General features: G+C 65.8%; 19 protein-coding genes. 11 read left to right on the top strand and 8 right to left on the bottom strand.

Going from position 1 to position 16,849, the window contains the following annotated elements; all coding sequences use genetic code 11:
* Positions 1-467 precede the first annotated feature (467 nt).
* Positions 468-1,715: an FAD-dependent monooxygenase gene (locus ACZLZQ_RS14030; RefSeq protein WP_472949869.1), complete on the bottom strand. Its 1,248-nt coding sequence runs from the start codon at positions 1,713-1,715 to the stop codon at positions 468-470.
* Positions 1,716-1,728: 13 nt separating this feature from the next.
* A complete protein-coding gene (locus ACZLZQ_RS14035; RefSeq protein ID WP_472949870.1) occupies positions 1,729-1,986 on the bottom strand; it encodes a zinc-finger domain-containing protein in 258 nt (85 codons plus the stop codon).
* Positions 1,987-2,144: 158 nt separating this feature from the next.
* On the opposite strand from ACZLZQ_RS14035, the gene ACZLZQ_RS14040 reads away from it, so the two are divergent.
* The 3 genes from ACZLZQ_RS14040 to ACZLZQ_RS14050 all read left to right on the top strand — a co-directional run bounded on the left by ACZLZQ_RS14040 (position 2,145) and on the right by ACZLZQ_RS14050 (position 4,174).
* Positions 2,145-2,939: an alpha/beta fold hydrolase gene (locus ACZLZQ_RS14040; RefSeq protein WP_472949871.1), complete on the top strand. Its 795-nt coding sequence runs from the start codon at positions 2,145-2,147 to the stop codon at positions 2,937-2,939.
* A gap of 118 nt (positions 2,940-3,057) precedes the next feature.
* Positions 3,058-3,882 carry a serine O-acetyltransferase gene (cysE, locus tag ACZLZQ_RS14045; RefSeq protein ID WP_472935094.1) on the top strand — a complete coding sequence of 275 codons (825 nt, stop codon included), beginning with the start codon at positions 3,058-3,060 and terminating at the stop codon, positions 3,880-3,882.
* Between the two features lie 79 nt (positions 3,883-3,961).
* A complete protein-coding gene (locus ACZLZQ_RS14050; protein WP_472949872.1) occupies positions 3,962-4,174 on the top strand; it encodes a DUF3126 family protein in 213 nt (70 codons plus the stop codon).
* 402 nt (positions 4,175-4,576) lie between these two features.
* On the opposite strand, the gene ACZLZQ_RS14055 is transcribed toward ACZLZQ_RS14050, so the two are convergent.
* Both ACZLZQ_RS14055 and ACZLZQ_RS14060 read right to left on the bottom strand, forming a co-directional pair.
* On the bottom strand, positions 4,577-5,155 hold the full coding sequence (locus ACZLZQ_RS14055) for a transglutaminase-like cysteine peptidase (protein WP_472949873.1): 579 nt from the start codon (positions 5,153-5,155) through the stop codon (positions 4,577-4,579).
* Between the two features lie 461 nt (positions 5,156-5,616).
* Positions 5,617-6,216 carry a PilZ domain-containing protein gene (locus tag ACZLZQ_RS14060; protein WP_472935097.1) on the bottom strand — a complete coding sequence of 200 codons (600 nt, stop codon included), beginning with the start codon at positions 6,214-6,216 and terminating at the stop codon, positions 5,617-5,619.
* 286 nt (positions 6,217-6,502) lie between these two features.
* On the opposite strand from ACZLZQ_RS14060, the gene ACZLZQ_RS14065 reads away from it, so the two are divergent.
* Together ACZLZQ_RS14065 and ACZLZQ_RS14070 are read left to right on the top strand one after the other, a co-directional pair.
* Positions 6,503-7,225 (top strand): rhomboid family intramembrane serine protease, encoded by a 723-nt coding sequence (locus ACZLZQ_RS14065; RefSeq protein WP_472949874.1) that lies wholly within the window; start codon positions 6,503-6,505, stop codon positions 7,223-7,225.
* 86 nt (positions 7,226-7,311) lie between these two features.
* Positions 7,312-7,746, top strand: coding sequence for a CBS domain-containing protein (locus tag ACZLZQ_RS14070; RefSeq protein ID WP_472935099.1), 435 nt, complete (start codon positions 7,312-7,314; stop codon positions 7,744-7,746).
* Positions 7,747-7,826: 80 nt separating this feature from the next.
* Here the strand turns inward: ACZLZQ_RS14070 and ACZLZQ_RS14075 are convergent, their stop codons facing one another.
* The 3 genes from ACZLZQ_RS14075 to folE form a co-directional block, all read right to left on the bottom strand.
* Entirely contained in the window at positions 7,827-8,810 is a 984-nt protein-coding gene (locus ACZLZQ_RS14075; protein ID WP_472949875.1) for a patatin-like phospholipase family protein, read from the bottom strand.
* A 289-nt stretch (positions 8,811-9,099) separates the two neighbouring features.
* The gene (gene hisI / locus ACZLZQ_RS14080) at positions 9,100-9,513 is read right to left on the bottom strand and encodes a phosphoribosyl-AMP cyclohydrolase (RefSeq protein ID WP_472949876.1); all 414 of its coding nucleotides are present in this window, start codon (positions 9,511-9,513) and stop codon (positions 9,100-9,102) included.
* Entirely contained in the window at positions 9,513-10,133 is a 621-nt protein-coding gene (gene folE / locus ACZLZQ_RS14085; protein ID WP_472935102.1) for a GTP cyclohydrolase I FolE, read from the bottom strand. The genes hisI and folE overlap by 1 nt, the downstream gene beginning before the upstream one ends.
* Before the next feature lie 226 nt (positions 10,134-10,359).
* Here folE and ACZLZQ_RS14090 point away from each other — a divergent pair, with 226 nt between their 5' ends.
* From ACZLZQ_RS14090 to ACZLZQ_RS14105, 4 genes are all read left to right on the top strand, one after another.
* Complete coding sequence (locus ACZLZQ_RS14090) at positions 10,360-10,815, top strand: iron-sulfur cluster assembly scaffold protein (RefSeq protein WP_472949877.1); 456 nt, start codon at positions 10,360-10,362, stop codon at positions 10,813-10,815.
* The gene (gene yidD, locus ACZLZQ_RS14095; RefSeq protein ID WP_472949878.1) at positions 10,815-11,135 is read left to right on the top strand and encodes a membrane protein insertion efficiency factor YidD; all 321 of its coding nucleotides are present in this window, start codon (positions 10,815-10,817) and stop codon (positions 11,133-11,135) included. Before ACZLZQ_RS14090 ends, yidD begins: the two co-directional genes overlap by 1 nt.
* A 191-nt stretch (positions 11,136-11,326) precedes the next feature.
* Entirely contained in the window at positions 11,327-13,315 is a 1,989-nt protein-coding gene (thrS, locus tag ACZLZQ_RS14100; protein ID WP_472949879.1) for a threonine--tRNA ligase, read from the top strand.
* Between the two features lie 108 nt (positions 13,316-13,423).
* Positions 13,424-14,275: a lysophospholipid acyltransferase family protein gene (locus ACZLZQ_RS14105; protein ID WP_472949880.1), complete on the top strand. Its 852-nt coding sequence runs from the start codon at positions 13,424-13,426 to the stop codon at positions 14,273-14,275.
* 46 nt (positions 14,276-14,321) lie between these two features.
* On the opposite strand, the gene ACZLZQ_RS14110 is transcribed toward ACZLZQ_RS14105, so the two are convergent.
* Positions 14,322-15,491 carry an RgsD C-terminal domain-containing protein gene (locus ACZLZQ_RS14110; RefSeq protein WP_472949881.1) on the bottom strand — a complete coding sequence of 390 codons (1,170 nt, stop codon included), beginning with the start codon at positions 15,489-15,491 and terminating at the stop codon, positions 14,322-14,324.
* A gap of 152 nt (positions 15,492-15,643) precedes the next feature.
* Here ACZLZQ_RS14110 and ACZLZQ_RS14115 point away from each other — a divergent pair, with 152 nt between their 5' ends.
* Together ACZLZQ_RS14115 and ACZLZQ_RS14120 are read left to right on the top strand one after the other, a co-directional pair.
* Positions 15,644-16,225, top strand: a complete 582-nt coding sequence (locus ACZLZQ_RS14115; RefSeq protein WP_472949882.1) for a nitroreductase family protein — start codon at positions 15,644-15,646, stop codon at positions 16,223-16,225.
* 3 nt (positions 16,226-16,228) lie between these two features.
* A complete protein-coding gene (locus ACZLZQ_RS14120) occupies positions 16,229-16,849 on the top strand; it encodes a flavin reductase family protein (protein ID WP_472949883.1) in 621 nt (206 codons plus the stop codon).

The following is a 16,849-nucleotide window of genomic DNA, read 5'->3' on the forward strand; positions in this document are numbered from 1 at the left end:
GCCTTCGGCTCAGCAGCTGGTGCTTCCGGTGCCGGCTCGCGGGCTGGCGCGGGCGCTTCGGCCTCGGGAGCCGGCGCATCGGGTTCGGCGGCCGGTGCGGGTTCAGGAGCGGCCTCTGGTGCCGGCGCAGGCTCTGGTGCTGGTTCGGGCGCTCGTTCCGGTTCGGGCGCCGGAGCGGCCTCGGGCTCGGGTGCGGTATCTGCCGGCGGCGCGGCTTCAGCCGGCGCTTCCTCCGCCTGCGCCATGCGGAGCGCAGCCTTCTGCTGAGCGTAGGCGAAGGAAGGACCGGACAAGGTGGTCGACGCAGCCAGCGCCGCGACAGTCAGAAGGCGTCCAGTGTTTCTCATCAAGGGCATTGATCATCCTCTTTGGTGCCGTCGAACATGACGGTGAGAGTTCCGACCTATAGCCCTTTCACGGTGCGGGGCGTCGGAACTCGGCTGGTACCGTTGAAGTCGGTCGGCCCGTTATCCGTTCCGCGAAATGTCCGAAACCGTGCCGCGCGGACCGTCGATGGCGGGTGGCCGCCAGTCGTAGAGCCAGGCGAGATCGCGGGCGAGGGCGGCTTTCGGGCGGAGGCTCAGCGCAAGGTCACGGGCGAGCGAAAACGGAAAGGGCAAATGGTAGACGCGGCGGTGGAAGGCGACACGGCCGAGCACTTTTGCGATGCGGGGAATGCGCTGCGCGTCGAAGCTTTGCCGGGCGGCCTCGAGCGTGGCATGCGTTGCCACGCAGTGCGCGGCGACGAACGCATCCTCGATGGCCATCGCCGCTCCTTGCGCCGCATAGGGCAGCATGGCGTGCGCGGCATCGCCGATGACGAAAAGGCCTGCCGGCACCCCGTCATGAGCGACCGGCACGCGCGTCGACAGCGGCCAGGCGGTGGCCGGTCCGGCCGAGGCGATCAAATCGAGAAGCGCGGGGTCCCAGCCGCCGAAGCGGGCGAGCAACTGGTCCTTGGCCGACGCGAAGGCGGGATCCCCTGTCACGTCGCTGGCGCGGCCGATAAGGACGAGGTTCGTCTCGCGGCCGCAGCGGATGGGATAGGCGACGGCATGGCGCCGCGGCCCGAGCCAGGCCGCGATCCCGGCCGACGGGCGGGGGGATGTACCCCCCGGCGGCGTGCTGGCGGTCATCCGCCAGGCGATATCGCCGGAGGGCGCGGCGGCGGGGTGGCCGAGCAAGCGGGCGATCGCCGAGCCGACACCGTCGGCTGCGATGACGATGTCCGCTTGCCGGTTCAGCGTACCGCCGGCGGCGCGGGAGAATTCCAGCTGCCAGCCTTGGCCGTCATGTTGTGCAGCAGTGCACGCGGCGTCGAGGGTCAGGACGATCCGCGTCTGTCGCCGGACGGCGGCGAGGAGGGCAGCCTGAAGGTCGGCACGGTGAAGCGAGAGGTAGGCCGTGCCATCGCTCGCGGCGACCGGCACCTCGGCGATGCGACGGCCGCTCGGTCCTGACCGCAAGGTGACGCTGGTCGCGGCGATGCCGTTCAGCTCCGCGGTCTCGATGCCGAGGGCCGTCAGGGTGCTGAGGGCGTTGGGGGACAGTTGCAGCCCGGCGCCGGCCTCCTGCAGTCGTTCGGCGCGCTCGAGGACCTCGACGGAAAATCCGGCCTTGGCGAAGGCCAGCGCAGCCGTCAATCCGCCGATGCCGCCTCCGACAACCACAACGGCGCGCGGGGCTTCGGTGCGGTGATCCGGTGCCGTCAGCACCGCCGGCGCCGCCTCAGGCGGCGTTCCGGTCCGTGACTTCGAGAAACAGGCAGCCGGCCGGAAGGGTGTCGGTGCCGTGCAGCGCCGCGTTGAAGCGGTAGAGCGTCGAGCAGTAGGAGCAGACCTTTTCCCCGTCGTCGCCGAGGTCGACATAGACATGCGGGTGGTCGTGCGGCGGATTGGCGCCGACGCACATGAACTCGGTCACCCCGATCTCGATCACATCGTGGCCGGCATCGTTCTGAAAATGCGGGATGATATGTCCGGCCATCGCTTGTCGTCTCCGTGCTCTAGCAATTGCGCGGGACCATAATGGCCGGCGTTCGGAAAGGCCAGAGGCCGGCGCGGGGGGACGCAAAACCGGCGCCCGCCCTTGCGCTCGCCGTATGGAGGCGTTTAGCCAGAGCGCAAAGACGACAGAGGACGATCATGGATTTCTTCGAGAACGACGGCCTGCGGCTCGCCTATCGCTCCGATGGCGACCTCGATGCGCCGGCGGTGATGCTGCTGCACGGCTTCGCGTCGAGCATGGCGGTGAACTGGGTGGATCCGGGCTGGGTCTCGACCTTGACGGCGGCGGGGTATCGCACCGTCGCCTTCGATCACCGCGGTCACGGGGCGAGCGACAAGCCGCATGACGGCGCGGCCTACACGCCGCAGAAGATGGCCGGCGATGCCGCGGCCCTGATGGCCCATCTCGGCATCGCCGAGGCCACCCTCTTCGGCTATTCGATGGGCGCCCGGGTCTCCGCTTACGCCGCGCTGGCGACACCGGCGCTGTTCCCGCGGCTGGTCTTCGGCGGGCTCGGCATCGGCCTCGTCGATGGCGTTGGCGATTGGGATCCGATCGTTGCAGCCTTGCTGGCGCCCTCGCTGGACGCGGTCGAGGACCCCAAGGGCCGGATGTTCCGCGCCTTTGCCGATCGCACCAAGAGCGACAAGGTGGCGCTCGCGGCCTGCATCCAGACCTCGCGCACCGAGCCGACGCGAGAGGAGGTCGGGCGCATCCTGCAGCCGACGCTGATTGGCGTCGGGACCGAGGACGACATTGCGGGGTCGGCGGCCGAACTCGCAGCCTTGATGCCGCATGCCACCGCTTTCGACATTCCGGGCCGGGATCACATGCTGGCCGTCGGCGACCGCCGGTTCAAGGCGGAGGTGCTGCGCTTTCTCGGCGAAGACCCCGCGTCAGCTGTAGCGCCGCGGACACTTGGCGACACGTGAACGGACCGGCGTTGCACGGGCCGAAAGATGGCGGCTGGCGCCGGCTTGTTCAAACCCGGTCTGAACGCTATTTTACCGAACAGTAGAATTGGCCGAGATGCCAGCGAAGGAACTTCCGATGAGCGTCACCAGGCAGGCCCATGAGCGGCTGCTCGCCGTCGATCCGATCTGGGCGCGGGTTCGGGAGGAAACGCTGGAGGCTGCCGAGCGCGAGCCGATGCTGTCCGGCTTTCTCTATGCCACCATCCTCAACCATGCGAGCCTCGAAGCCGCGGTCATCCACCGCGTGTCGCAGCGGCTCGACCACCCCGACGTTCCGGCGGTGTTGATCAGCCAAGCCTATGAGGGTCTGCTCGGCGACACCTCGCAATGGTCGGAGACGCTGCGCAACGACATCCAGGCGGTGTTCGACCGCGACCCGGCCTGCGAGCGCTATATCGAGCCGCTGCTTTATTTCAAGGGTTTCCACGCCATCCAGACCCACCGGCTGGCGCACTGGCTGTGGCACGAAGGGCGGCGCGACTTCGCGCTCTATCTCCAGGCGAGATCGTCGGCGGTGTTCCAGACCGACATTCATCCGGCCTCCAAAATGGGCCGCGGCATCTTCCTCGATCACGCGACTGGCCTCGTCGTCGGCTTCACCGCGGTGATCGGCGACAATGTCTCGATCCTGCAGGACGTGACGCTCGGCGGCACCGGCAAGGAGTTCGGCGACCGGCACCCGAAGATCGGCGACGGCGTCCTGATCGGCGCGGGGGCGAAAATCCTGGGCAACATCAAGGTCGGCAACTGCTCGAAGATTGCGTCGGGTTCGGTGGTCCTGAAAGAAGTGCCGCCGCACGTCACCGTCGCCGGTATTCCGAGCCGGATCGTCGGCACCACCGACGACTGCGGCCGCGAGCCGGCGCGGGCGATGGACCACATGTTCGGCCGAGACGAGTAGGGCCGACGAGGAGGGCTATTGCTTTCGCCGCTCGGGTGCTAGCTACACGCACCCCCGACATTGGCTGCAGGAGATGCCCATGAAGCCCGACGAGATCAAGAAGCTCGAGACGTACTTGAAGACCCTGTTCAAGGGCTCTGCGGTCAGCGTTCGCGCGCTGCCTCGAAAGAATGACTCTGCCGAGCTCTACGTCAACGACGAGTTCGTCGGCACGGTGTCGAAGGATACCGACGAGGGCGAGCTGTCGTACCACGTGACGATGACGATCCTGGAGATGGATCTCGAGGCCTAACGTCCTCGACCCGATTGCGCCCGATGCGGGCGGATCGTGGGGGCCGGGCAGATGCCCCGGCTCCACCAGGCGAAGCCGGCACTGCCGCCGCCGAACAAATCCCAAACGCCTTACCGCTGACCCCGGCCGCCAGGCTGCGGGGACACATTCTGCGCGTATCCGCGCCGTTGGACCGTTCCGCGAGTTAACGAAGTCTGAATTCCGGCGCTTCGGGCGTTAAGGTTTGACGGTCCGGGCGACGTGCTCTCGAAATATTCTTCGCAAGCCTTGGCAAGATGGTTAGCGAGATTCCTTCTCCAGAGGGGCTTCCGGCGGACGTCAGACACGAAAAAACCGACCCTCTTGCGAGGGCCGGTTTCGGCAGATCGGGGACGGAGAGGTCGAAGATCCTGCCGCTGGGCCTTACTTGACGCTGCCGACCAGCATGTCGCGGTCATCGGCGATGCTGACCCACTTGGCCGAGTTCTTCTCGGACTGGCGCTTGAGGTAGCGGTACTCGGTTTCCTTCCAGTCCTTCACCTCGTCCTTGAGGTTGTCGAGGACGAAGTCGCCGCGGTCGGTGCGCACGGTGAGAACGGCATGGCCGTCTCCATTGGGCTGGCGGACGACGGTGACGAGGAGGGCGGAGCGCGGCAGATCCGCCCGTTCCAGCATGTACTGCTTCAAGAGGACGTAATCCTCGCAGTCGCCTTCGGTCTTCGGGTAGGTCCAGTATTCGGCCTGGCCGTAGAGGTCGAGGTCGGTGCGCGGCAGGATGCCGGTGTTCACGGCGTTGTTGACCTCGACGATCTTGTCCCAGGTGCTGCGGGTCAGCTTGACCACGGAGGGGGCATCGTTCTTCTGGCATTCGTCGGGGTAGCGCTTGCAGAAGTCGTAGTGACCGACCGGCTGCGAGGTTCCACCCATCACCGGCATCGGCAGGTTATTGGCAGAAGCGCTCCCGCCCGACAACGCCGCGGTCAGTGCAACCGCCATAGTCATCAGTAATCTTTTGATCATTGTTTCTCTCCGTCTCTGGAGTTGACAATGACGATGGGATTTTACTTCTGCGGCAAATTGAGATCGGCAAATTAAGTCAAATTATCTGCATCTCGTTCAGGTCCTATACTTGCAGATTTCTCGCTGGAAACCGGAGAACTCGCTGGATCAAAAGCGTCGCTTATTAACCCTTTCGGGCCGCTTATCGTTAAGCATAGCAAGGCCGCCGGTGCACGGGGCATCGGCGGGCAACGGTTCCGGCATGTCGAGGAGGCTGGGCGGCGCATCGCTGGCGAGCACTACCCCCAGGCAAAGCATCAGGCAGAGCGGTAAGGGGAAGGCGGATGACACGCCGCGACGCCGGTCAACGCCAGCTTCGGCCCGGCATCCGAGCCGAGCCACGACTGTTCGATGCGGAGTTGCCGGGAGCGCTATCAGCCTGCGACGATACGCACGCTAATCGATCAGAGCTGTTCGAGCGTCTCGCGCTGCTGGACGGCGGCGAACTCGATGGCGAGGCCCTCTTCCAGGTGGCGAACCACGCGGCCCTGCATCGTGCCGATGACGATGCGCGAACCGATGGCGGGGCGGACGGTCGATTTGACCGCGGCGCCCGAGAGCGAGAGATCGATGATCCGCACCTTGTACTGGCGGCCGTCGTCGAGGGTGATGTCGATGAACGGATTGCGCGGCTGGATACGATCGTGGCGCCGGTCTTCCGGCAGGTCGAGCTCGTGCCGGTTGGCCAGCCAGGTCAGCTGCGCCGCCAGTTTCTCACGCTTGCGGTCGGTGCCTTGCACCGTCATGGCAAAGCCGCCGGCATAGCCGCGCGTGACGTCGCCCTCGATCCGGCCGATATGGTCGACGTAGAGGATGACCCGCTCGCCGGCCGCGGGCGTGATGGGCGTGACGACGGAAACGTCGCCCGGCGACATGTTGTCGACCCGGCACGGAAACTCGGTGCGGTTTTCCAGCATGAAGCGGCCGAGCAGATCGACGGCGACGCGGCTGAAGCGGCGGCGTTCTTCGGAATCCATGGACTGGACAGGTGCTGTGTTTTGCATGTCTGACCCGTGGCTCCGAGCCGCGCGCAGGCGGATTTATCATCTGACACGCTATGCGACGAAACTTAACGTGAAATGAGCGAAGTCGCCAGACGGAAGAATTCTCTTAACCTTAGTCAGCGGCAAGTCGTAAAGGCGTCGTCTCCACTCTCGGTCTGGCTCTCGGTCCTCTGATCTCGTAGCGCTATCGGCAGCCTGCTGTCTTTTCCGGCGATTGCGGGTAAGAGGGCCGGCGAGGTGGCTATCGGACCACCGCCAAGCCGCCACGCGGCCCGGGAGATGTGACTTGACCCTCGACGAAGACACGCAGCCGCCTGTCCGGCGGGTCAACCCGCCAGCGTTCAACGTGCCGGGCGTCGTTCTCCTGCTGCTGGTCGTGCTGGCACTGGTCCAGGCGCTGCGCAGCTTTGTACTGACACCGGAAACCGACGATTGGGTGCTGACGCAGTTCGCTTTCATTCCCGGCTGCTACGCCGAGTCCTGCGGCCTGTTCCTCGACCGCAATCCGGGCGCGGAGATCTGGTCGCCGCTCAGCCATGCGTTCCTGCACGGCGACTGGACGCATCTCGGGCTCAACACCGTCTGGCTGCTGGCTTTCGGGACGCCCGTGGCGCGCCGGTTTGGCGCGGAACGCTTCCTCATTTTCTCGGCGCTTGGCGCCGTGGCGGGCGCTGCGACGTTCTATGCCTTCAACACCGGGCTGATCGTGCCGGTCATCGGTGCATCCGGCACTGTCTCTGCGCTGATGGGCGTTGCCTGCCGCTTCGCCCTCGGCTCGATCAGCCGGTCGGGCGTCCCCGCCGACCGCGCGCCCCTTCTGTCGTTCCGCCAGGCGCTCGGGGACCGGACCATCCTCTTCTTCATCCTGATCTTCCTCGCCACCAACATCCTGACGGCGACAGGCTATTCGGCCTTTGTCGACGGCGGCGCCTCCGTCGCCTGGGAGGCGCATGTCGGCGGGTTCCTGTTCGGCTTCCTGACGATCGGGCTGTTCGGCCGTCGCACCTGACGGGCAGACCACGCCGGCAAGATCGCTTGCGGTCCGCTTCAGAGTGACGCACCATCCGGACGGGCGACCGTACGGGAGGAGTGGTCATGAGCGTAAAGCAGATCCTGGAAGAGAAAGGCCACGACGTTTTCACCCTCAGCGATGGCGCAACGTTGGGCGACGCGGCGCAGGCCTTGGCCACGCGGCGGATCGGCGCGCTGATCCTGCTCGATGCCGAGGGCAAGCTGGCGGGCATCCTGTCGGAGCGCGACGTGGTGCGGATGATCGGCACCAAGGGTCCGGACTGCCTGACGCAGAGCGTTGCCGACGTGATGACGCGGACGGTGACGACCTGCGGCGAGAATGCCACCGTGAACGAGGTGATGGAGCTGATGACCAATGGCCGCTTCCGGCACATTCCGGTGGTCGAGCGCGGCAAGCTGATCGGTCTCATTTCGATCGGCGATCTCGTCAAGCGCCGCATCGAGGATGCCGAGCGCGAGGCCGAGGACATGCGCACCTACATCGCGGCAGCAGGCTAGGGGCGGGACGGCGCGTTCAGCCTTCAGCGCATCAGTCTGGCGGGCAGGTCCGTCTGGCGGACGATACTGCCGGGAACGCGTCAGCTCTGCACATAGCCCTCGGTGACCCGCTCGATCTCTGGAAGGCGGCGCATCGTCTCCTCGTAGCCAAACTGGATCGCCTCGGCCGCGCGGTAGAATTCCGACAGCCCGATATCGCGAACCTTCGGCTGCAGCGAGAGGTCCGGCGGATCACCGGCAAGGCGCGACCGCGAGATGCGGTCCTGCACGATGTTGAAGGCGTCCGCCATCGAGCGGGTGATGCCGATCTTCTCGCGCCGGCGTATCGCCTCCAGCGCGGGCAGGTCCAGTTCCTCGTCGATCGGCATAGGCGTGGTTTTCAGCCGTATTGCCGGCTGGGTCGCCCGCATTCGCAGCACCGCGGCCCGGCCGAAGAGGTCGTAGTTGAGGTTCACGGCGACGACGAGCTGCGCCTCGTATGCCCGGCAGACCGAGACCGGCACCGGATTGACCAGCGCGCCATCGACCAGGCGGCGGTCGCCGACCATCACCGGCTCGAACACTCCAGGCAGCGCGTAGGACGCGCGCATGGCAAGGACCAGCGATCCCGAATCCAGCCAGACCTCGTGGCCGCTGCGGGCTTCGGTGGCCACGCAGACCAGTGGCCGGTCGAGATCCTCGATCTGCGCGTTCTCCAGCGTCTCGATCAGCCGCCGCGTCAGCCGCATGCCGCCGAGGAGGCCCGCCCCGCCAAAGCGCACGTCGAGAAAGCGCACCAGGCCGCGCCGGGTGAGCGAGCGTGCAAAATCCTCGAGCTCATTGAGGCGCCCGGCGAGATAGCAACCGCCGACCAGCGCGCCGATCGAGGTGCCAGCGATCATCGAGACGTGGATGCCGGCTTCGTCGAGCGCCTTCAGGACGCCGATATGCGCCCAGCCACGGGCCGCGCCGCCGCCCAGCGCCAGGGCGATCTTGAATTTCGTCCGGGGAGCGGGGTCCACGGGGACGGCCGTTGCGGGGTTGCGCGGCTTTTGTTCGCTTCGTCTGAAAACCCGATCCAACATTGCATGAGGTCCTGGTTCGCCGTGTGAGAGCCACGTGTCCCGCGCGGCGCGCGAAGAACGCGTGGTCTGTCGCCGCCGACACTGTTCCCTGTCTCGAGAACGCCCCGAGGGAGATCGCCGTGTCAGCGACATCGAACCAGCTTAGCGCAAAAGCTTTGCCGCTTTTTAAAGGCCTGAATTGCAGTGGTGCGGGGGAGAGCGCCCGTTCTCGGGGACGGGAAAGTGCTTCAACTCTCTGATACCAAACCCGATCTGATCGCTGATCAGGACGAGTTTCAGTGCCGATGTTTCAGGTCGACGGATCCGTCACGAGCGTAAGCTTGGCATCGGGACCATCCACGCGGCGGTAGAAGCAGGTGTCGCGGTGCGTGTGGCAGGTTTCTTCCGGCTTGGAGACGTCGACCTTCAGCCAGATTGCATCCTGGTCGCAGTCGACCCTGATCTCCCGAACCGTCTGGAGGGCGCCCGAGGTTTCGCCCTTCTTCCAAAGGCTCTGGCGGGACCGACTGAAATAATGCGCGATGCCGGTCGATATCGTGCGATCGAGCGCCTGCCGGTCCATGTGCGCCACCATCAACAGCGTGCCGGAGGTCGCGTCGGTGACGACGGCCGTCACCAGCCCCGCCGCGTCGAACCGCGGCGCCAGGACGTCGCCTTCCTCCTGGTCGGCGGCTTTGTCGAAGGGCGGATGAAAGTCCGCCATCAGCGGTGTCTGATCATGTCGAGGAAGCGGACGCGCTCGGTGCCGTCATCGGCAAAGACGCCGAAGAAGCTGGTCGTGAGCGTCGTCGAGCCCTTCGTCTTGATGCCGCGCATCGACATGCACATGTGCTCGGCTTCGATCATCACGGCAACGCCGCGCGGCTTCAGCACGTCCTCGATCGTCGAGGCGATCTGCGCGGTCATCGTCTCCTGCGTCTGCAGGCGGCGGGCAAAGATATCGACGACGCGGGCGATTTTGGAAAGGCCGAGAACGCGGCCGGCCGGGAGGTAGGCGACATGCGCCTTGCCGATGATCGGCACCATGTGGTGTTCGCAGTGCGAGTGGAAATCGATGTCGCGGACCAGCACCACGTCGTCATAGCCGGCGACCTCACCGAAGGTGCGGCCGAGAATGTCGGTCGCGTCCTGGGCATATCCGCCGAAAAGTTCCTCATAGGATTTCACCACGCGCGCGGGCGTCTCGATCAGGCCCTCGCGGCTCGGATCGTCACCCGCCCAACGGATCAAGGTGGAGACCGCGGCCTGCGCTTCCTCGCGGCTCGGACGGCCGTGCCGCTTTTCCGCATGCCCCTCGGCGATCTTCCTGACGATGGCGTCCATCACATACTCGCTACAAGGCGTTCCAAACGGGGTGCAGCATGCTGCGTGCCGCGCCATTCCCTACATCGAAGGGCGGTCTTCGTGAACCGGCTTCCTGCATTATGCTTTCACATCCGCCTCGGGACGAAAGCCGGCCCTTGTCTTTCGGGACCGTGGTCCCGCTCCTATATAGCCAGAGCGGCCTCGCCTTGTAGACCGCACCGCCCATCATCTGCAGGACGAAGCCGTGCTCGACGATATCTACAATTCCCGTATCCTCGACTACGCCGGCAATATCAGCCGGATCGGCCGGCTGGAGGCGCCCGACGCATCGGCCACCGCGCATTCGAGGCTCTGCGGCTCGACGGTGATCGTCGATCTGAAGCTCGACGGGGGCGTGGTCAGCGAATTCGGCCACGTGGTGAAGGCTTGCGCACTGGGTCAGGCCTCGTCCGCGATCATGGCGAACAGCATTCTCGGCGCGACGCCCGACGAGCTACGCGCCGTTCGTCTCGAGATGCAGCGGATGCTGAAGGAAAACGGCACGCCGCCGACCGGTCGCTTCGAGGATCTGAAGTATCTGGAGCCAGTTCGCGACTACAAGGCACGGCATGCCTCGACGCTGTTGACTTTCGACGCCGTGGTCGATGCGCTCGACCAGATCGCTGCGAAAGCCGCGACAAGTGACCCAGTCTCCGCCTGATGTGCGACGACGCGCCTGAGATCGGCAAAGGAAAAACGCTGGCGCCGCGGCGCCAGTTCTCGTCGCGCAATTACACCGGCCCTTGGCCGCGGACGCCCGCAAGGCTTCTCGGGACGGGGCTCGTCCGCTTCTATCAGTTGACCCTATCCGGCTTCGTCGGCGGAAATTGCCGGCACCTGCCGACCTGTTCGGAATATGCCTACGAGGCAGTGGCCCGGCACGGGCTCTTCGCAGGCAGTTGGCTGACGGCGCGGCGCGTCGCCCGTTGCGGACCTTTCGGTGGGGCGGGGATCGATCCGGTTCCGCCGCCAAAGCCGTAGGCAATTCAGCTTCTGATAGGATCGAGGGTCGATAGGACCAAGCGGTATAGCGCCAGCGCAATTTTCGCCGCTGCGCTTGTATGGGCGTGGGCGGATGCTATGACGCCACTTCCGGCTGAAGGCCGGTCCAGTTCAATCGATCTTCAGGGCTTTCCCGCGTGGTATGCGGGGGTGAGCGGAAAGGAACAGAGATGATCGACGTCATTTTTCCCGATGGCTCCATTCGCCAGTTCACGGCCGAGACGACCGGCGCCGAGATCGCCGGCGGGATTTCCAAGTCGCTGCTGAAGAAGTCCGTGGCCTACGCCTTCGAGGGCGAGCTACGCGACCTCGCCGATTCCGTCGGCGCCAGCGGCAAGATCGAGATCGTCACCCGCGACGACCCGCGCGCGCTCGAGCTAATTCGCCACGATGCGGCGCATGTCATGGCCGAGGCGGTGCAGGAGATCTGGCCGGGGACTCAGGTGACCATCGGCCCGGTCATCGAGAATGGTTTCTACTACGATTTCGCCAAGGAAGTGCCGTTCACCCCCGATGACCTGCCGGTGATCGAGAAGAAGATGGCGGAGATCATCCGCCGCAACGCGCCGTTCAAGAAGGACGTCTGGTCACGGGCGAGGGCACGTGAAGTGTTCGCCGCCAAGGGCGAGACCTACAAGCTCGAGCTGATCGACGCGATCGGCGAGGAGCAGGACCTCAAGATCTACAGCCAGGGCGACTGGTTCGATCTCTGCCGCGGGCCGCACATGGCCTCGACCGGCCAGATCGGCGAGAACTTCAAGCTGATGCGGGTGGCCGGCGCCTATTGGCGCGGCGATTCCAACAATCCGATGCTGTCGCGCATCTACGGCACGGCCTGGGCGACCGCCGAGCAGATGCAGAACTACCTGCACATGCTCGAAGAGGCGGAGAAGCGCGACCACCGTCGGCTCGGCCGGGAAATGGATCTCTTCCATTTCCAGGAGGAGGGGCCCGGCGTCGTCTTCTGGCATCCGAACGGCTGGTCGATCTTCCAGGAGCTCGTGGCCTACATGCGCCGCCGCCTCGTCGGTGCCTATCAGGAGGTCAACGCCCCGCAGCTGCTCGATAAGTCGCTCTGGGAGATCTCCGGCCACTGGGGCTGGTACCGCGAGAACATGTTCGCGGCGACCTCGGCCGGCGACGACACCGAGGACGAGCGCGTCTTCGCCCTGAAGCCAATGAACTGCCCGGGCCATGTGCAGATCTTCAAGTACGGCCTGAAGTCGTACCGCGACCTGCCGATCCGCCTGTCGGAGTTCGGCGCAGTGCATCGCTATGAGCCGTCCGGCGCAATGCACGGGCTGATGCGCGTGCGCGGCTTCACCCAGGACGATGCCCACATCTTCTGCACCGAGGCGCAGATGGCGGCCGAGTGCCTGGCCATCAACGACCTCATCCTCTCGGTCTACCGCGACTTCGGCTTCGAGGACGTGATGATCAAGCTGTCGACCCGGCCGGAGAAGCGGGTTGGATCGGACGACCTCTGGGACACGGCAGAGACCGTGATGATGCGCGTGCTCGAGGAGATCGAGCAGCAGTCGGGCGGGCGCATCACCACCGGCATCAATCCGGGCGAGGGCGCCTTCTACGGCCCGAAGTTCGAGTACACGCTGAAGGACGCGATCGGCCGCGAGTGGCAGTGCGGCACGACGCAGGTCGACTTCAACCTGCCGGAGCGTTTCGGCGCCTTCTACATCGACGCCGATTCCAACAAGACCGTGCCGGTGATGATCCACCGGGCGATCTGCGGCTCGATGGAGCGCTTCCTCGGCATCCTGCTCGAGAACTTCGCCGGCCACCTGCCGCTCTGGCTGGCGCCCGTGCAGATCGTAGTGGCGACGATCACCTCGGAAGCCGATGGTTACGCCGAGGACGTCGTGCAGCAGCTGCGCGAGGCAGGCCTGCGGGTGAAACTCGACGTCCGCAACGAGAAGATCAACTACAAGGTCCGCGAGCACAGCCTCGCCAAGGTCCCGGTCATGCTCGTCTGCGGCAAGCGCGAGGCGGAGGAGAAGACGGTCAACATCCGGCGTCTCGGCTCGCGCGACCAGCAGTCGGCGACGCTGGCCGAGACCGTGGAGAACCTCGTCGCCGAGGCAGTCGCGCCCGACCTCAAGCGCAGCCGTGAGGAACGCCTGGCCCGCAGCGCAGCAGCCTGAAACGCAGTGGACCCGGCCGCGCGGCCGGGTCCATGACGCGCGTTCGCCGGCGTCATATCCCTGTCACCTCCGGGCTGATATAGCCGGACATCTCCACGGGGATGGGCGATGACAAAGCGTTATGCGGAACTGACCTATGCCCGGCCGGACGACCGGCTGTTTCGCCGCTGGGCCATCCGGTCGATTGAGCAGCTGTCCGGCAAGCGCAAGCTCGCACGCCTCTATGGCGTCTGGCGCCAGGACCTCGCGGCCGGCCGCAAGGACGCCTTCAACGCCATGCTCGACCTGATGCGGATCCGCCTCGACATCGGCGGTTTTCTGCCAGCTGGTGAGGCGCTGCCGGCGCGTCTGGTGATGGTGGCGAATCATCCTTTTGGCATCGGCGATGGCGTGGCCATTCTGGCGCTCGCCGAGCGCCTCGGACGAACCTTCCGCATCCTCATCAACAACGACCTGATGAAGATCCCGGAAATGTCGGCCTACGGCCTGCCGGTCTCCTTCGAGGAGACCAAGGCGGCGCTGGCGATGAACATGGAAACCCGCAAGGAAGCGACGCGGCTCCTGACCGAGGGCACGACGATCATCGTCTTTCCCGCCGGCGGCGTCGCGACAGCACCGACCATGTTCGGCGCGGCCGACGACCTGCCCTGGAAGCAGTTTACCGCCCGGCTGATCCAGACCGGACGCGCCGCGGTGCTGCCGATCCATTTCGAGGGCCAAAACGGGCCGCTGTTCCATCTCGCCAGCCGTCTGTCGCTGACGCTGCGCATCGGCCTCCTGATCGGTGAGTTTCGGCGGCAATATGGTCGGGCCATCCGGGTCAGCGTCGGGAACGTCCTGGATTTTGAGGAATTGTCGCGGATTTCCGACCGCCGGCTTCTGACCGAGCGGCTGCGCGACGCAGTGTTTTCGCTGGCGGGTGTCGCGACGCCGGTCCTCGCGCCGCTGCTCAAGGCCTGAGCAACACACACGACGCGCTCCGCCGGCTTCCCACTGGGCGATCAGCTCAGTCGCCGGAGCCCTGGCTGTTGTCCGGCGCCGTCATGACGTCCGAGGTCAGCACTTCGACGTCCGTGTTGACGCCGGCCTCGACGGTGAAGTCGCGCTGATAGGAGCGATCCTTGTTCTTGGCGACGATCGTGTAGGCGCCCTCGGCCAGCACCATCGACGGAAAGGCGCCGACGCTCTCGCGGATCACGTCGCCCGAGCCGTTCGAGATCGACCAGGCGGTGTCGGCGATCGCCTCGCCACCCTTCTCGCGCACCAGCTTCATGGTCAGCTGCGCCGCGCGCTGCTGCAGCGTCACGTCGGTGATCTTGCCCGGCTCCACCTTGACGTCGGCCTTCACCACGGCGTTGACCGAGCCGAAATTGGAGACGACATGATAGGTGCCGGCATTCAGCTGGACGACCTTGCGGGGGGCGATGTCCTCGGCCACCAGCTGCCGGTCGCGCTCTTCGGGCGCATCGCTGTAGATGTCGAAGGTCAGCGATTCCGGCGGGATCGGCACGTCGTCGGCGGCGACAGCGTTCAGCTTCAGGCCCCCGGCTTCGAGCACCACCACCTCCCGGGTCTGTTCGCCGCCGAAATCCACCCGCTTGGTGATGCCGGCGCGGCCGAAGCCGACATGCAGCAGATAGGCGCCCGACGGCACCTCGAAGCTTGCCGTGCCGCCATGTGCCGAGGCGACCAGCGGCAGCTTGCCGTCGATCGCGGGGATCGGCGAGAACAGGCGCCAGATCAGGCCGTTCGGGATGGGGGCACCATCGGCCGCAAGCTTTGCCTCCAGCACCAGCGTCTTGCGGCTGCGCAAGAGGTCGAGCGAGGGAAGCTGGCGCGGCGCGTAGGCCGGCAAGCCGGGGAGGTCGATGCGCGGATTGGCAAGGTTCGGGGCGAGATCGGGGAGGGCGATCGGGTTGAGTTTCTCGAGCGCACGGGCACCGGTGCGGGGCAGAGCGTCACCGGTTGGAATGCTGTCGGGCGAGACGTAGGCGCCGCTTGGCCTGTCGCCGCCGCTGCCTCCGCCGAAGATCCCCTTCAGGCCGTTGCCGAGAAAGCCGCCGCCGCCGCCATTGCTTTCCTGCGCCAGTGCCGGCGCGCTCGCCAGAACGGCAAGGCCAAGCAGTGCGCAAGCTGCCGGTCGCAAGGGGATGAGGCGGGGGGAATGACGCAACATGATGACTGTTTGAACGGCAGATCATGGCCGAATTCAAGGCGTGGTTCCGCTGAACGCTGCATCTCCTTCGCTGAGCGAGAGGATTTGCGGGGAAAGGCTTTGCATTCCAGCTGGCGAGAGCTAGCTCAGGCCGCAGAACAGGGGACATTGTCATGACCGAGACCACACGCTACCTCGAATCGCGCCGCTCCATCCCGATCCCCGCCCTCGGCCTTCCGGCGCCGGACGCCGGCGAGGTCGAGGCGATGCTGACCATTGCCGCGCGCGTGCCTGATCATGGCAAGCTCGCGCCTTGGCGGTTCATCCTCTACCGCGGCGAGGTCGCGGTGAAGATCGGGAAGGCTCTGGCGGACCTTGCCGAAACGCGCGATGGGCCGCTCAGCGACGCGCGCCGGGCCATGGAGGAAAGCCGCTTCAGCCGCTCGCCGCTGGTCGTTGGCGTGGTCTCGACCGCCCAGCCCCACGTCAAGATACCGGAGTGGGAACAGGTGCTGTCGGCCGGGGCCGCCGCGATGAATCTCGTTCATGCCGCGCATTCGATGGGTTTTGCTGCCAACTGGGTGAGCGAATGGGTCGCCTATGACGATGCGGCGAAGGCTATCCTCGGCATCTCGCCGGCGGAAAAGACCGTCGGCTTCATCCACATTGGAACCCCCACGACGCCACCTGTCGACCGTCCGCGGCCGGCGCTCGCCGATATCGTCACCGAGGCCGTCGCGCCGGCAGGGATCTGAGCCATGTTCTACCGCACCGACACCAACCAGCACGGCCTGCCGCACGACCCTTTCAAGGCGATCGTCTCGCCGAGACCGATCGGCTGGATCTCGACCCGCTCGAAGGACGGCGCCGTCAACCTCGCGCCCTACAGCTTCTTCAACGCCGTCTCCGACGGGCCGAAACTCGTGATGTTTTCGTCCGCCGGCATGAAGGACAGCGCCGCTTTTGCGATCGAGAGCGGCGAATTCGTCGCCAACCTCGCGACGACGACCTTGGCAGCAGCCTTGGTGCGGAGCTCGGCGCCGGCGCCCCGTGGCGTCAGCGAGTTCGCGATCGCGGGCCTCACCGAGGCGGCCTGCAAGATCGTTGCGGCGCCGCGCGTTGCGGAAAGCCCCGCCGCGCTGGAGTGCAAGGTCACCGAATGGTTCTGGCCGAAGGGCCTCGATGGTCAGCCATCGGAGAACGTCATGGTGATCGGCGAGGTAGTTGGCATCCACATCGACCCATCGATCCTCGTCGACGGGATGATCGATACCGCGCTCGCGCAGCCTCTCAGCCGGCTCGGCTACCTCGACTATGCCGGCGCCGGCCCGGTGTTCCAGATGCCGCGTCCGAAGCGGCCGGATGCGAGCGACCTATAA

The sequence above is a fragment of the Mesocryomonas lacus genome, from assembly GCF_055730105.2.

Bases quoted from the DNA above. Each gene is read 5' to 3' on its own strand.
- ACZLZQ_RS14035 (WP_472949870.1), bottom strand. From the start codon at position 1,986: ATGGCCGGACATATCATCCCGCATTTTCAGAACGATGCCGGCCACGAT.
- ACZLZQ_RS14040 (WP_472949871.1), top strand. From the start codon at position 2,145: ATGGATTTCTTCGAGAACGACGGCCTGCGGCTCGCCTATCGCTCCGAT.
- cysE (WP_472935094.1), top strand. From the start codon at position 3,058: ATGAGCGTCACCAGGCAGGCCCATGAGCGGCTGCTCGCCGTCGATCCG.
- ACZLZQ_RS14050 (WP_472949872.1), top strand. From the start codon at position 3,962: ATGAAGCCCGACGAGATCAAGAAGCTCGAGACGTACTTGAAGACCCTG.
- ACZLZQ_RS14055 (WP_472949873.1), bottom strand. From the start codon at position 5,155: ATGACTATGGCGGTTGCACTGACCGCGGCGTTGTCGGGCGGGAGCGCT.
- ACZLZQ_RS14060 (WP_472935097.1), bottom strand. From the start codon at position 6,216: ATGCAAAACACAGCACCTGTCCAGTCCATGGATTCCGAAGAACGCCGC.
- ACZLZQ_RS14070 (WP_472935099.1), top strand. From the start codon at position 7,312: ATGAGCGTAAAGCAGATCCTGGAAGAGAAAGGCCACGACGTTTTCACC.
- ACZLZQ_RS14075 (WP_472949875.1), bottom strand. From the start codon at position 8,810: ATGTTGGATCGGGTTTTCAGACGAAGCGAACAAAAGCCGCGCAACCCC.
- hisI (WP_472949876.1), bottom strand. From the start codon at position 9,513: ATGGCGGACTTTCATCCGCCCTTCGACAAAGCCGCCGACCAGGAGGAA.
- folE (WP_472935102.1), bottom strand. From the start codon at position 10,133: ATGGACGCCATCGTCAGGAAGATCGCCGAGGGGCATGCGGAAAAGCGG.
- yidD (WP_472949878.1), top strand. From the start codon at position 10,815: ATGTGCGACGACGCGCCTGAGATCGGCAAAGGAAAAACGCTGGCGCCG.
- thrS (WP_472949879.1), top strand. From the start codon at position 11,327: ATGATCGACGTCATTTTTCCCGATGGCTCCATTCGCCAGTTCACGGCC.
- ACZLZQ_RS14105 (WP_472949880.1), top strand. From the start codon at position 13,424: ATGACAAAGCGTTATGCGGAACTGACCTATGCCCGGCCGGACGACCGG.
- ACZLZQ_RS14110 (WP_472949881.1), bottom strand. From the start codon at position 15,491: ATGTTGCGTCATTCCCCCCGCCTCATCCCCTTGCGACCGGCAGCTTGC.
- ACZLZQ_RS14115 (WP_472949882.1), top strand. From the start codon at position 15,644: ATGACCGAGACCACACGCTACCTCGAATCGCGCCGCTCCATCCCGATC.
- ACZLZQ_RS14120 (WP_472949883.1), top strand. From the start codon at position 16,229: ATGTTCTACCGCACCGACACCAACCAGCACGGCCTGCCGCACGACCCT.